The following is a 13,553-nucleotide window of genomic DNA, read 5'->3' on the forward strand; positions in this document are numbered from 1 at the left end:
CTATTTTCATTTCATATATTTTTGTACTAATTCATAACAGCGTTCTTTCGTCAGCTGTGCCTGTGTAGATACGTATATAGTAGCTTCCATTGTTCCACCTGTAAAAACAGAGGATTCATCTTTAGCCTTTTGATCTCTTTGTTTAATCCAATTTCGCTGTTCCACTTTTAGACTACTCATTTCATCTGCAGACAGCTGTTTTTTCAATACACCATAGATCTCGTTTAAGGCTACATCCCATTTATTTAAAATTTTTGACTTTGCTTCGTGCATCTCGGTTTGTGTACCATTGTTGTATTGATTGTTTAAATCACCTAGACTATTTTCAATGTCATTTAGCTGCTTTAAATATTTATCTTTTGTTCCGGAGAGATTTACAGTTTCTGTTTTTTCTTTAGTTACAGGTTTTTCCTTCATTACTGGCTTTTCACTCGTATTCTTATTTTCCTCCACTGCATTATTATTATTATCTTCTTCAACAATAGTAGTCTCTTCTACATCACTTTCTTCAACCTCTTCTTTTGGCTCGTCTATTACCGTCTCGCTTCCAAGCTTATCGGTTTCTGTAGCGGGTTCTGTCTCCTCATTATTGCACCCTACCAATAGCATCATTGGCATTAAAAGAACTAGTAAATTCTTCACGCTATTCCTCCTGTTATATGCCTATTAAACCGGACTTTTTAAAGTTAGTATTTATTAGACGTCGAACAAGAGTTAAAAGTTTGCAAATTTTTTAATAGTCGGCATTATATTTATTTTGGACATCGACTTCATTCCAGCTCATTATCCTATAGTTCTAAATAATCTACTAATGAAAATAACAAACCAAGGATAATTATGGTCATTCCAAAACTGCTACCTGCTTCACCTGGTTTCAATACGAACGCAACTCCAAATAATATCATCGCAATACCTATTCCTATAACTCTTGTATAAATTTTACCATTTGTTATTTTTCGATTGCTAAGTACATTAGCACCGAGTACACATAACGTTATCCCGTAAAAGGTCAGCATAATATTTCCTATTTTCTCGAATTGATTAATTGTGATATTTATAAACAATGCTCCAAATAATATGGATAATATTCCAATTATAGTTCTCATATGACCTCCTTATTCCACTATTTCCCTAATGAAAAACTTTCTAGCAACCGACCCCCATGAGGCTCCATCGCTGCCTCTACTAAACAAATTACTCTGCTTTTATCGCCGGTTGTGTAATATGTATCAAACGCTTCAACAAATTGATTGACGAAGTCTTCATCAAATGCTTTTAAAGTGCGAACAATCCATTTAGAAGTTCCTATCCAACGTTGGTTAGTTCTAAGAACAAATTCGCTTGTAAGTTCTGCTAATGTGTTTGCGATGAATATTCCTTCCGCTCTATTAGAACTTCCTATAAAATCATCTAATGTATCTGTAAGAAAATACCGTTTGATTCGTATAGTTTTCTCGGTCCATTTTTCTGGTCCTTCCTTTAAAAGTTCCTCTGCTTCTTTTTTTATAGCTTCTATAATCCCGTCGTTTCTTAAAATTATTCCCTCTGACACCATTCTAGGCAGCGAAGGTCGTGCACGCTCTCGATCAATCTCAAAAAACGACTTATAGGAGCTTCCATTATGTACAAACACTTCAATCGGCCACTCGAATTCTATAAATGTCTCTCGATAAGAAGAAGGAAACGTTTCATCAAAAATTACAATGTCTAAATCAGACGTTTCCGTCGCCTCTCCCCGAATGACACTCCCTGCTAACAAGGCCCCATTACAATTTGGAAAATACTTATGTACAAATTTCTGCGCCGCCTCGTATGGATTATTTTTTTTCATATCTCTCGCCCCCATCCCTCTAATAATTTCTATATTAACGAGGAAATACCTTCATCATTTTGATAATGGATAAAATAAAAAACCATTTTAACTCTGATCATCCAATTCGAAGTTTAGTCCTTTCATCTAAAACAAAAGTCCTGTTTATTTTTTATTAAGTCATACCCTTACACCTGTTTTTTAAAAATTCAAACAAAAAATAGGTTTATATTTTCATATTACTTCTCGTTTTAATATAATTAGTAAATATAGGAATTTGAAAATATAAATTGTATATCCACGTTAGGAGGATTTTCATATGCGTAAGAACAATAAAGTCTTGGCAATTAGTATAGGCATAACAGTTATGCTAGGAGGATGCAACATGGAAACTGATAATACAAAAGGTACTCAAGCGAAAACTGAAACAGAAGAACAACCAGTCCAAGATCAAGAGATTGCTATCAACACAGAAAATCTAGTTAGCATTCAGGATTATAACGGGGAAGGCTACGCGTTAAAAAATGGTGAAGAAACAGATAAGATTGCAGAAACTAACCGCGAGGATATTGAAGTTGCGGTTAAAAAATTCTTTAGCGATAAATATAAAACGGAAGTAATTGTGCATAATCTGGTAGGTGCTGCCGACGGTGTTTCGGTATTTGTAGAATCAGTAGGTGAACCACATTTTCACGCTTTTGCAATAGTACCAATTGATGTGAAAGGTAAAACAGTGAAAACAGATAGTGTTTGGTCACAAGAAGGTCAAGTAGAAGATGCTTTATCGGGTGGATTATATGCAATGGCGTATGAAAAAGAAATGAGTAATTTGGATACCTTTGTAAATCAAGTAATTACGAATTATCCTGTTATAGGTAAAAATATGGAGGCAGTAAACAATACTGACTCTGGTTACTCTACCCCCTATTACTATATTAGTGTGTTCGATGATGTCTTCAATGAGCTTAACAACTTGTATTTAAAGAACCAAAATATTAGTAAAGAAGAGTTGAGAAAAATACTAGATGAAAGTAAATTTAATCCAGATGCAGTTAACGTAACTCTTAACTTTTTCATGAAGGAAGCCAACACTGACCCTGACGAGGAAGCTTACGATGAGATATATAATAAGATTAAAACTACAGATGGGTTACCAAGAGGCTCCTATGCTTTGATATTAAATGACAATTTAATTAATAGTAAATATGGCTCTGGTTCAAAACCAAACACTCTAAATAAAAACGTGTTGAATCAGATTATGAAGGAATAGGAGTTGATCACCTATGACCACTATTAAGAATGTATCAAACACAAACGACAAGGATTTGGTCGAGCTTGCGGGATATCACGCATACAGGCATTATCTTGTTTACCAAAGTATACAAGTTAATGGAAAAAAATTTGATGTAATAGACACAAGATATGATTCTTCCTCTGGTTTAGATGCATTAACTATACAAAATTTTGAAACGAAAGAGCTATCGATTGTATTTGTAGGTAGTGAACAATTAGATAAGGACTGGCTCGAAACGAATACTACGTTAATCGGCAAAGTTCCACCACAGCAAATTTTAGATGCCAAAACATATTATCAGCAAATGCATGATAAATATGGACCAATTTCTTCGGTCTCCGGAAATTCACTAGCCGGTGCCTTAACAAATGCAGTTGCAATGGAGAATCCTAAGGTGAAAGCAGTAACGCTTAATCCTGCTATTCTTCCTTTTGGAATGGTCGACTCTAGTAAAGAATATCCCAATATTACAAATTACTATAGTAAGTACGATTTTCTAACCGGGACGGAGGAATCTCTTGGTTTAGGCGATCGAATTCCTGGAAATAAATATGGCATAAACAATGGTGTTCCTCTTTTTTCAATGCTTGGTTCTAATCACACAGGCTACGTAGAAGCCGATGAGAATGGTGAATTTAAAATTGAAGTTGGGATAAAGGGCCAGCCAGGGCATGGATTTATTTACATTGGTGCAGATGATCACATCGTCACAAGCCTTTGGACTGGTTCCCCTTTATATGGTGGTCAAACAGAAAAAATTGTTTTAAACAAAGAGAATATGCTACTACTATCAAACGGTATTCGAGATCAGGTAAAAGGCAGAATTACGAATGTACAAAGCTATCTAAACAATTCCGTAAGCATTGTATTAGATGAAAGTATGCAGTTTAGCAATCGCGTAACTGTCTTACAACAAACCTTTCAAACTATGTTTGATGAAGCTGCCGGTGATCCTTTATACAACGGCATCTCCAACACGGGGACGATTCTTAAAGGGTGTATCGACTATTTAATTTCTCTATTAGACTCTGCAGAATCTAAATGCAGAATACTAAATTCTATCCTGAACTCTAAGCCTGCAGAAATAATAGAATTTATCACTTCGATAAATATTGATGTAGAGAGCCTCTTTGCTCCTGCAAGAGAATATTTAAATCAGTTAAAAGATGATGTCGATAACTTAGTGAATGGTGCTCAAATAATCATCCAAACACACATACCCGAGCTTTTTAAAGGTGGCAAGGATATGTTTGTAGATGCAATAGTGGGTGAACTAAATGCGCATTACTCAATCGTTCACAAGAACAAAGAGGCTGTTCATAACCAATTAACAAACTATGAAACCCAAGTTAAGGATATTGCTACTTCCATGTTTAACAAGGATCAAAACCTAGGAGGTTCTATCCAATCAGGAAAATCTCTTGCAGATGGTGTAGATACTATACAAAAAACGGAAATCATGAATATTGATACTTCTCCATATTTGACAATTGGGATGAAAATAAAAGAAATTCAAGTGGAGCTAGCCCATAAACAAATTACATCATTAGTAACTACTATAGTACACCCAATTGTTGACAGAATTTATACTGTTGCTCTAATGATTGAAAGTGCAGTATCCGCTATAATTTTTTCGGTAAAGGCAGCTTTAAATGTCGGACTCTATGGTAATCCAATTAGCTTACTTATAAGTATATTTACGGATTATGAGGAAAAAGTAAAAGCAGCAGTAAATAATGCATTAGTTCCATTAGAAGAGATAGAAACAATAGCAGAAACCGTTCGTATGGGATCAGGTAGTCTATCAGCTAACCTTCCTGAAATGCTTCAAAATTTTATGCCTTATCTAGATACTGCTATTTTCGAACCTGGGAAATTTGATGATGTTCGTCTCTATAACATTTCGACGTTAGCTATTTTAGACGAAATGGAACTACTTTTTAATGATATTATTTTTCAATTATCCGGCGAAAAAGCTAAAGCTATTGAAGCAACTTTAGAAATATCCAAAAATGTCTTAAACAATATTCAACTATTAAAGGAGCAAGTTAATCGCGGCACGCTCTAGATACGTAAATAATATAGAAAAAGGTGAGCTCAATTGATCTCACCTTTCGTATACTAATTATTTTTTCTTTTGTTAGACGGGTTTTTGTTAATTTTATTTGTGATCTTATTTTTGGATATCTCCACAAATTCTTCTGAAAACTCCTCGTCTGGATTATTCGTAGGATTTTTGTACAGCTCATAACTATTATGCGTTCTCATATTAGTTGTTTTATTGTTATTTTTACTCATGAATATTCACCTCCTAGAGTCTAATTTGCTCTGAACAGAAGTGAATATTCTTCCATAGAAAATAATCGTACAACTATCTCGCTTTAAACCAGGTAATAATTTATTTGAACTCTTCCCCAGTTACTTTGTTACAGTCCCATAAATATCTTCTGCTGCATGAAATCCATCCTTAATAACAGTACTCTCAAGATTAGCTAAATCTACTGCAATCGGAGGTAACAAAACAGATGGTACTTCTTTCTTACCGTTATTAATTTGTTGGTCGGCCGTTACAATTTCTCCTTTTGCCATGGAAACTGCAATTTCAGCTACTTTGTTGGAAAGTATTTGTATAGGCTTATAAACAGTCATTGTTTGTGTTCCAACTACAATTCTTTGAACACCAGCGAGATCTGCATCTTGTCCCGCTACTGGTATTTGACTAATTAGTCCATGATTCTGGAGTGCTTGAATGGCACCGCCAGCTGTAGCATCGTTTGCAGCAATCACTGCATCAATTTGACCATTCGAATTACGAATAGCTTGTTCCATATTGGCCTGGGCATTTGCAGGAGTCCAATCTTTCGTCCATTGGTCATAGACAACGTGAATATCTCCACTTTCTATAAATGGTTGCAACACCTTAAATACACCTTTTTTTAAAAGATGTGCATTATTATCCGTGATGGCTCCTCCTATAAAGACATAATTCCCCTTTGGAACAAGTGCCGTCATAGCCTCCGCTTGCATTTTACCAACTTGTTCATTATCAAACGAAATGTACATATCGACCTCTGCATTTTTAACTAGACGATCATAAGCAATTACTTGGATTCCCGCAAGATGTGCTTTATGGACGATTGCTGCTGTAGCTGCCGCATTATGAGGTACGATTACCAATAAATCGATACCACTTTGAATAAGTGTCTCTGCTTGTGAAATCTGTAACGCATCGTCGCCATTTGCAGCAACAATCTCTACTTCTGCTCCTAGATTTTCTACAGCCTCTTTAAACAATTCACGGTCTTTTAGCCAACGCTCCTCTAGCAATGTATCCATGGAAAAACCAATTCTAACAGGCTCTTCCTCATTAACAACTGGACTATGTTCCGCCTCTTGAGTTTTAGGTACAGAATTATCCGTGCAGGCAAAAAGAAACATGGTCATTCCGAAAAGACAAACGGTCATAAACTTACTTTTCATCTGTCTCCTCCTCTAGACTTCCGCTTTTTTAGTCCATAATGTTTTTCTATATTCTTTCGGAGACACGCCACACATTTTCTTGAATACTTTACTAAAGTAATTGGGTTCATGATAACCAATTTCAAAAGTAATCTCTTTTAAACTTTTCTCTGGGTCATTCAATAATTTCTTTGCTTTTTCAATGCGGCACTCTGTTAAATAGTCTATATAGTTGACGCCTAGCTTTTCCTTAAACATTTTACTAATATAAATTGTGCTCAAATTCACTCGATATGCTAGTGCATCCAAAGAAATATCTTCATGTGAATGTTCACGAATATACTGTTGAATTTGATGTATCTTATCAGCTTCTATTTGATCGTAATGGGCGTTATAAACAGCATTCATCTGTTCCAACAGTAATAGTGTTTCTGTTCGTAACTGTCTATAATCATTTGCCTGGAACGAGAAAAACAATGCATTCGTTTCCATTCCCATTTCATCCATTACACGGTTTGCCACCCAAAGTAACTCGAGTATGCGTTGCTGAGTATAGATCAATGAATTTCCCACATTTTCATATTGCTGAATTACTTCCAACAAACGGGTACGAATAGCAGCCCAATCCCCAAGCCGGATATGATCAAAAAATTCTTTTTGTTGCTGCTTAATAATATGATTATCGGTTTCTAAAGTAAGGGCTGGAACGTCCATATAAAATCTATACTTAACTGCTAAGGTTGTATCCATTGTCGCAATAAGTGCCTCCTGGTAAGACAGGCGAATTTCATCTAGATTTTCACATACCTGACCTATCCCCATGAACCACTCTGTCCCTTGCTGCTCATTGCCCAAGGATAGAATGGATTTAGCTAAAGCTATCGCCTGCGATCGAAAGCTACACTTAGAATCTCGAAAAATAATTAGAGGTAACTGCCTCCCGTTTAGAGCACCTATCCAAGCATCTCCAGTTGCTCTTACCTTTTCTTTAATCGATAAATAATAATGATGTGCACCTTCTGGCAATACAAGTACAACAACAAATTTTTCTAGTGTGGAACGAGTTTCAAGCATTTCTACAAGCATATCAATATGGACCTCATGAACATGGTCAAATAATAACTGGGTGACAATATCCGTTTCCGCCAAAGTCAGTGCCTGTTCCCACTTCTCGATTTGCATTTTACTATTATTCTCTGCCTCTAGCTCTTTCTGACACTCATCTAATACTCTTCCTACTGTTATAACAATTTCACTAGCTTTACTAGGTTTCAATAAATAATCTTTTACTCCAAGTTTGATAGCCTGTCTTGCATAATCGAACATATCAAAAGCAGTTACCATAACAAATTTGGTAGTCGGATGAGAAACCTTCATTGCTTCAATGGCCTCTAATCCATTAATCCCCGGCATCATTATGTCCATTAAGACTAAGTCAGGCAGAAAAGTATCTGCTAATTCGATTGCCATTTTACCGTTTTTCGCCTGTTCAATTAAAAGGTCAGGGAATGCCTTTTGGATGATGGCCTCCATTCCCTCTCGCTCAATTGGTTCATCATCCACTATTAGTAGTCTCATCATTTACCTCCTCCCTAGTTTCTGGGATTTGTATGATTACTTTCGTTCCAATACCCTCTTCACTTTCAATAGATACTAAATTTTCTACACCGTAAAATAGTTGGAGCCTTTTCACTACATTCTGAAACCCAATTCCAGTGGAATGTCCTACATTTGTATCCAGATGCCCACTTAGTAGCAATTCTATATTATCCTGAGAAATACCTTTCCCACTATCCTCTATCTCCATAATAATCCAGGACCCATCTCTTGAAATTCTAACCGAGATAGTACCTCCATCCTCTTCTGGTTCGATTGCATGTATAACAGCATTTTCGATAATAGGCTGAAGGGTAAGGCCAGGAATATTAACATGTAAGCAGGATTCATCGATATTTGCTTCAAAATGCAGACGGTCAGCAAAGCGTGCTCTCTGTATTTCCATGTATTGATAGAGCACAAGCACTTCCTCATACAATGTAACTGGGCGATCGATCCGCTTCAGATTATACCGCAGTAACCCAGCTACACTTACTAACAGATCACTCGTTTCCTCTGCCCCGTCTAAGTAAGCTTTCTTGGACAACGTATTTAATGTGTTGAACAAAAAATGGGGATTAATCTGGCTTTGTAAACTCTTTAATTGGCTCTCCTTTAACAGTAGCTTACTTTGCTGAAGTTCATGTTCAAGCTGTGCCTTTTGCTGAATCTCCAATATCAAGTCATTAATATTTATGCGCATTGTATCAAATGTCTGTGCTAGGAATGCAATTTCATCATTAGATTCTACTATTATTTTTTGATTGAAACGACCATGTGCTAACTCGTTTGCAGCTTTCGTAAGCTGATGTACAGGTTTTGTAATACTGAGCGAGAACCAATAAGTAGCTAGAAGCAACACTGCTGTTACTAGAAGGAGTATCCAGATTCCTAGTTTTTTTAACTCCTCTGACTGATCGATGATTTCTCGGTAAAATAGATTATAGGTTTTTAACTCCCGCTCTAAAATAGTTAATGTCATTTCTGATATGTACATTGATATACGATTTGCCTCATTGAATTCATTTGTGGAGCCCTCTAATTCCTGCTCTTCTGAAAATAATATAGAACGATTGGCCGTCTCTACTAAACTATCGATTAAATGAATATAATTCGTAACAGAAAACGCATTTTCTTCATTGCGAAGCTTTACTACATCCTGTTGAACTTCCTCAATGGTTTTAATACTTTTCTCTATCTTTACTTTATGTATTTCTGTAGGATCCAACAAATAATTATTTAAGTCGGTTATCATTTTTTGACTAGCAATTGTTACTTCATTAAGGCGTAAATAACGCTGTAGAATAGAATTTGTTTGTTCTTGTGTTTGCTGATTGTAATAAGTGAGCGTCATCCAAATAATTCCCATGATGAGCAACATAACAGAAACGAGTAGCCAAATCTTTCGTTGAATAGTAGTCATGGCTTGTCACCATCTGATACAAGCATCTTGGTTTCCGTCAAATAACCACCAGAATTTAGAGGAACTGTCTCGCCAGAAATCCACTCCATGAGCCATTTCACACTTTCCTGGCCCATTTGTTCTGGTTTTTGTTCTAAAATGCCATCTAGTTTTCCCTGCTCCAAAAGAGTAGTCGATTCAACTCCGTCATCGAACGTATAAATATGATACGGTTCTACTTGCGTTCGTCTTCCTATTTCCTGAATCATAGGTCCCGCATAATTTGCATTAATCGCGATAAACGCAGTAGCTCTCGGCGCATCATTCATAAGCTGTTGGGTTGTCGAAATCACTTGTTCGTTTGTGTCTTCTGTTCCTCTAATAATTATGTCAATCGCCGGATAATTTTCGAGGACATCTTGTATTCCAGCCAAGCGCTCTTTTTGGTAATATGCTTGTACTTCATCTCTAAGTACTATTACTTCTCCAGACGTACCCATTTCTTTAATCAGTTCATAAGCAACCATTTTACCCGCCCCAAATTGGTCGGATCCTACATATGTTTTGCGCAAGCTTTCTTCTACCGGAACGTCGTTAGCTACTGTAATAACAGGTATTCCATAAAAAGCAGCTTTAATTTTGGTTAGTTCTTTAAATTCATCCGTGTCCAGGCCTTGAACAATGATTCCATCTACTTTTGAGTGAATAGCGATCTCCATCTTTTTCAAAAAATCGTCTTCGTTATTTCCATAGCTTCCCCATACTTCGAGGTCCACATTTTCTAGCTTTGCTTGCTGTTTTGCTCCTTGTCCAACCTTATTCCAAAAAGGGGTGTCCAGTTCTTGTGTTATCAATACAAGGCGAATGGAATCTTCCATCTCGGAAAGGGAAGCAGGTAATTCACTAGAGGACCGAAAAGCCTTTGTTGCAGATACAATTGTTAAATAACTAAAAATAATAATTAGTGCTCCTAATAATAGAACAATTGTTTTTCTCATTCACCTTCCCCTTTCCATAGGCTAGTTTCTTCCATATTAACACCTTGAATTAAATTGACAATCCTATATTCAGATGATTCCCAATCTTTTTATCCCTTTTGCAAATACTTCACCGACTGGAGCAAGTATTGTTTCCCTTTCCGTGAGTAACTAACAGTTGTTCGCAAGTAAACTCCATAATCTCCTAGATAAAATACAAGGCACCCCTTGAAAGAAAGGGTGCCACATTAACCTATACATTAAGCTCTTTGCTTACGTGTCATCACATCGAAAATTACTGCTCCTGCCAAAACTCCTCCACGGATCATGTATTGATAAGATATACCGACACCTAGCAAGTTCATCCCGCTTGATAAGCAAGCCATTACAATGGCACCAATAACAGCACCTGTTACTTTACCAACACCACCAGCAGAAGATACCCCTCCAACATAAGCAGCAGCGATTGCATCCAGTTCAAATAATGTACCTGCTGTAGTCGTAGCTGATTGTAGTCTCGAAGTAAATAGAATCCCAGATAATGCTGCGAGCATACCCATCGATCCAAATACGATATATGTAATCTTTTGTACATTGATACCACTTAAATGAGCAGCTTCTGGATTACTTCCGACTGCGTAAATATGGCGACCAAGTACGGTTTTCGTCGTTAAGAAATGATAGATAACTACTACTATAATCATAATGATTACTGTCCATGATAAACCATTGTATCCTGCTAAAATCCATGTAATATATCCAATAATTGCGGATATTAACACCAGTTTCGCACTGAATAACCCACTAGACATAACTTCGAAACCATAAGTCATTTTGTTGCGACGAGTAGAAATTTCATTGTAGACAAATAAAAGAATCCCAACTAAACCAACTAATAATGTTAATAGATGCAAACCATTTATTTGCATAATCGAAGGGATAAATCCATTCCCAATCGCATTAAATTGATCATCTTTAATAATAATAGTTCCTGTTTTTTCTGTTACTTGAAGTAATGCACCTCGGAAAATTAACATTCCCGCAAGCGTTGCTACAAAGGCTGGTATACCTATTTTAGCGATTAAGACACCATTAACCAATCCAATGAGTGCTCCAAGGATTAAAATTGCTGGAATAGTAATCCAAACCGACACGCCCATTTGTGTTAAAAATATTGCTGCAATTGCTCCTAAAAATCCTGCTAAAAATCCAACCGATAAATCTATATGGCGAATGACAATTACGAGCGTCATCCCTACTGCCAATACAGCGATATATCCTGCTGAATCTAATAGATTACTAATGTTTCTTGAGGACATAAATAGTCCGTTCGTCATAATCGTAAACGTTAACATAATGAATATTAACGCAATATACATTCCATAATCCCGAATGTTGGCTTTGACGAGTGCTTTTGCTTCTCCAAAAAAGTTCATCATTATCCCCCTTTTATTGCGTCGCAAGTTCCATTATCGTTTCTTGTGTCGCTTCCTCCATAGTTAGCTCTCCTTTAACGGAGCCCTCTGCCATGACATAAACTCGATCACTCATCCCTAGTACTTCGCCCAGTTCAGAGGAAATCATTATAATACTCATTCCTTCATTGATCAGTTCATTCATAATTGTGTAAATTTCAAACTTCGCGCCGACATCGATTCCCCTTGTCGGTTCATCTAATATCAAAATCTTAGGTCCTGTAAACAACCACTTACCAAGTGATACTTTTTGTTGGTTTCCTCCACTGAGCTTCCCGACAATCTGTTCTAGTGAGCTAGCTTTTATATACAGAGAATCCTTATACGTTGTTCCAACTTTCACTTCTTCGTTTAAATTTAGTATTCCCTTTGTAGAAATTCCTTTGAGATGCGCTGCAGAAACATTACTTTTGATATCCTGTAATAGAAATAAGCCGTCTCCTTTACGATCTTCTGTTACATAGGCAATACCAGCTTTAATCGCCTCACTTGTATGCTTTAATACCTTTTTTTCTCCAAACATTTTCATATTACCCTGTATTTTATAGTTTTTAGGGTTACCAAAAATGCTGAGGGCAAGCTCTGTTCGACCAGATCCCATAAGACCTGCAATCCCGATTATTTCGCCTTTTTTTACCTCAAGCTTTACGTTTTTCACTACATTCCGACCGAGCTGAGAATCATAAGCAGTCCAATCAGATAATTCAAGAATTGTTTCACCAATTTTCTTATCGGGACGTTTCGGATAAATATCTTCAATATCACGGCCAACCATATTTTTTATAATGACGTTTTCAGATACTTCTCCCTCACTCGCATCAAGGGTGCAAATTGTCTGTCCATCACGCAATACTGTTACTTTATCTGCAATATTTATAACTTCCTTAAGCTTATGAGAAATCATAATGCAACTAATCCCTTGTTCTTTCAGCTCTTTTAGAAGTACCAACAAATTTTCACTATCATCTTCATTAAGTGCCGCAGTTGGTTCATCTAATATAAGCAAGTTAACGTCCTTACTTAGAGCTTTGGCGATTTCCACCAGCTGCTGCTTGCCGACACCTAATTCCTTGATAAGTGTTTCTGGAGTTACTCTTAACTTCACTTTTTGCAATAATTCGGTTGCTTGAACGATTGTTTTATTCCAGTCTACAAAAGGACCTTTTTTTTGTTCGTTTCCAGCAAATATATTTTCATAGACAGTCAAATCGGGAAATAGAGCTAGTTCTTGGTAAATAATACCGATGCCTACTTTGACACTATCCGAAATTTCATTGAACTGTTGAACTTTTCCCTCATATACGATGTCCCCAGTGTAATTACCATATGGGTAAACTCCACTTAACACTTTCATCAGAGTTGATTTACCTGCTCCATTTTCTCCAACCAAACAATGAATCTCGCCTTTTTTCACTTTGAAATTCACGTTTGAAAGTGCCTTAACTCCTGGGAATTCTTTAGAAATATTATTCATCTCTAAAATATACTCACTCATATTATTGCCTCCCTTACTTAAACAAAAAAAGTGAAACCTCAAACA

At 36.5% G+C, this 13,553-nt stretch carries 12 protein-coding genes; 2 read left to right on the top strand and 10 right to left on the bottom strand.

The window, feature by feature from the left end; all coding sequences use genetic code 11:
* Nucleotides 1–6: 6 nt before the first annotated feature.
* The 3 genes from MHI47_RS16370 to MHI47_RS16380 all read right to left on the bottom strand — a co-directional run bounded on the left by MHI47_RS16370 (nt 7) and on the right by MHI47_RS16380 (nt 1,831).
* A complete protein-coding gene (locus MHI47_RS16370; protein WP_340831510.1) occupies nt 7–642 on the bottom strand; it encodes a lysozyme inhibitor LprI family protein in 636 nt (211 codons plus the stop codon).
* A 146-nt stretch (nt 643–788) separates the two neighbouring features.
* Nucleotides 789–1,106 (bottom strand): hypothetical protein, encoded by a 318-nt coding sequence (locus MHI47_RS16375; protein WP_093538309.1) that lies wholly within the window; start codon nt 1,104–1,106, stop codon nt 789–791.
* A gap of 17 nt (nt 1,107–1,123) precedes the next feature.
* The gene (locus tag MHI47_RS16380; protein WP_340831511.1) at nt 1,124–1,831 is read right to left on the bottom strand and encodes a nucleotidyltransferase domain-containing protein; all 708 of its coding nucleotides are present in this window, start codon (nt 1,829–1,831) and stop codon (nt 1,124–1,126) included.
* A gap of 298 nt (nt 1,832–2,129) precedes the next feature.
* On the opposite strand from MHI47_RS16380, the gene MHI47_RS16385 reads away from it, so the two are divergent.
* On the top strand, nt 2,130–3,080 hold the full coding sequence (locus tag MHI47_RS16385; protein ID WP_340831512.1) for a DUF1672 family protein: 951 nt from the start codon (nt 2,130–2,132) through the stop codon (nt 3,078–3,080).
* Nucleotides 3,081–3,093: 13 nt separating this feature from the next.
* Nucleotides 3,094–5,172: an SA1320 family protein gene (locus tag MHI47_RS16390; RefSeq protein WP_340831513.1), complete on the top strand. Its 2,079-nt coding sequence runs from the start codon at nt 3,094–3,096 to the stop codon at nt 5,170–5,172.
* Nucleotides 5,173–5,225: 53 nt separating this feature from the next.
* Here the strand turns inward: MHI47_RS16390 and MHI47_RS16395 are convergent, their stop codons facing one another.
* From MHI47_RS16395 to MHI47_RS16425, 7 genes are all read right to left on the bottom strand, one after another.
* Nucleotides 5,226–5,402 (bottom strand): hypothetical protein, encoded by a 177-nt coding sequence (locus MHI47_RS16395; RefSeq protein WP_340770333.1) that lies wholly within the window; start codon nt 5,400–5,402, stop codon nt 5,226–5,228.
* Between the two features lie 120 nt (nt 5,403–5,522).
* A complete protein-coding gene (locus MHI47_RS16400) occupies nt 5,523–6,584 on the bottom strand; it encodes a sugar ABC transporter substrate-binding protein (protein ID WP_340831514.1) in 1,062 nt (353 codons plus the stop codon).
* A gap of 12 nt (nt 6,585–6,596) precedes the next feature.
* Nucleotides 6,597–8,144: a response regulator gene (locus MHI47_RS16405; RefSeq protein WP_340831515.1), complete on the bottom strand. Its 1,548-nt coding sequence runs from the start codon at nt 8,142–8,144 to the stop codon at nt 6,597–6,599.
* Nucleotides 8,119–9,582, bottom strand: a complete 1,464-nt coding sequence (locus MHI47_RS16410; RefSeq protein ID WP_340831516.1) for a sensor histidine kinase — start codon at nt 9,580–9,582, stop codon at nt 8,119–8,121. The genes MHI47_RS16405 and MHI47_RS16410 overlap by 26 nt, the downstream gene beginning before the upstream one ends.
* Nucleotides 9,579–10,559 (bottom strand): sugar ABC transporter substrate-binding protein, encoded by a 981-nt coding sequence (locus MHI47_RS16415; protein WP_340831517.1) that lies wholly within the window; start codon nt 10,557–10,559, stop codon nt 9,579–9,581. Before MHI47_RS16415 ends, MHI47_RS16410 begins: the two co-directional genes overlap by 4 nt.
* 239 nt (nt 10,560–10,798) lie before the next feature.
* A complete protein-coding gene (locus tag MHI47_RS16420) occupies nt 10,799–11,974 on the bottom strand; it encodes a sugar ABC transporter permease (RefSeq protein WP_093538302.1) in 1,176 nt (391 codons plus the stop codon).
* A 13-nt stretch (nt 11,975–11,987) separates the two neighbouring features.
* Entirely contained in the window at nt 11,988–13,508 is a 1,521-nt protein-coding gene (locus MHI47_RS16425) for a sugar ABC transporter ATP-binding protein (protein ID WP_093538301.1), read from the bottom strand.
* Nucleotides 13,509–13,553 lie beyond the last annotated feature (45 nt).

The organism is Psychrobacillus sp. FSL H8-0487 (assembly GCF_038008385.1).
GTDB classification, from domain to species: domain Bacteria; phylum Bacillota; class Bacilli; order Bacillales_A; family Planococcaceae; genus Psychrobacillus; species Psychrobacillus psychrotolerans.